Origin of the sequence: Kitasatospora nipponensis (genome assembly GCF_039528135.1) — a bacterium.
GTDB lineage: Bacteria > Actinomycetota > Actinomycetes > Streptomycetales > Streptomycetaceae > Kitasatospora > Kitasatospora nipponensis.
In genome coordinates this window covers 1-1117 of sequence record NZ_BAAALF010000495.1, presented here as the reverse complement: position 1 = coordinate 1117, position 1117 = coordinate 1, and the positions used below count along the sequence as shown (strand labels likewise).

General features: G+C 68.3%; 1 protein-coding gene and 1 pseudogene. One reads left to right on the top strand and one right to left on the bottom strand.

The annotated features are described in order from the left end of the window. A pseudogene (locus ABD323_RS41440) lies at positions 1-476 on the bottom strand (RNA-guided endonuclease InsQ/TnpB family protein); the annotation flags it as partial. Positions 477-655: 179 nt separating this feature from the next. Between ABD323_RS41440 and ABD323_RS41435 the strand changes: the two are divergent. After that, positions 656-1117, top strand: a 462-nt coding sequence (locus ABD323_RS41435) for an EF-hand domain-containing protein (protein ID WP_344447258.1), incomplete at its 3' end; no start/stop codon positions are given.

Here is a 1117-nt window from a genome sequence, read left to right as displayed (position 1 = left end):
CACTCGCGGACCGCGAGGGGCTTGGGTCCGTCCAGGACCCCGCACGCGGAGCACACCTGCGAGGTGGGTTCAAACCGTCCGATCACGCCGACGTGCCTGCCGTACCGAGCGGCTTTCTCGGTGAGCAGACGGCGGAAGGTGGACCACCCTGCGTCGTGGACGGACTTGGCCAGCCAGGTCCGGGCGAGGCCGCGCACGTTCAGGTCTTCCAGGTACACCGCTTGGTTCTCACGGATCAACCGGGTCGTCTGCTTGTGCTGCCAGTCCAGTCGGGTGTCGGCCACCTTGGCATGAGCCCTGGCGACCTTCCTGCGGGCCTTCGCCCGGTTCTTCGACCCCTTGGCCTTACGGGACAGTGCCCGCTGCAAGGTCTTCAACCGCTTCTCGGCCTTGCGCAGGAAGCGCGGGTTGTCGATGAACACCACCCGTGTGCACCCGAACGTACGGCCCAGCGACCGCCGCTGACCCACCGTCGGATAGCTACGATACGAGTACCGAAGATGCACACGATCAACCTGGCGGCGGGCACTGACAACCACCTGCGGGCACCCGCACGACGGTTCGCCCTGACGGCGAAACACCGCTCCCCGACCTGCTCCGCAGGCAATCCGTTCCCTCCCCCGGCTCAAACCGGGGCTTTCCCCGGAGGTCCCCGATGACCATCGCAGCCAGCCCCGATGCACTCGACCGGAAGATCGACCTGAACTTCGGACAGATCGACCTGGACCGGAACGGGCTGATCGACGCCTCGGACGTGCTCGGGCTCGCCGCTCGGACGATCTCCGCCTCGGGTCAGGACTTCGACTCACCGAAGGCGGTCGCGATGCTGACGGCGTCCCAGGGGTGGTGGCGGGCACTGGTCGCGGATCTGGACACCAACCGGGACCGGAAGATCCAGCGGCACGAGTACCCGGCCGGGATGCGGCTGCTGGCGGAGGCGCCGGGGGCGTTCGACGCCGTGCTGCGGCCGATGGCGCTGGCGGTCTTCCGGCTGATGGACCGGAACGACGACGGGACGATCTCGGCGGACGAGTTCTGGGACTTCCAGCGGGCGTTCGGCTCGTCCGAGGCGGCGGCGCGGTTCGCCTTCGAGAAGCTGGACACCGACCGGAACGGG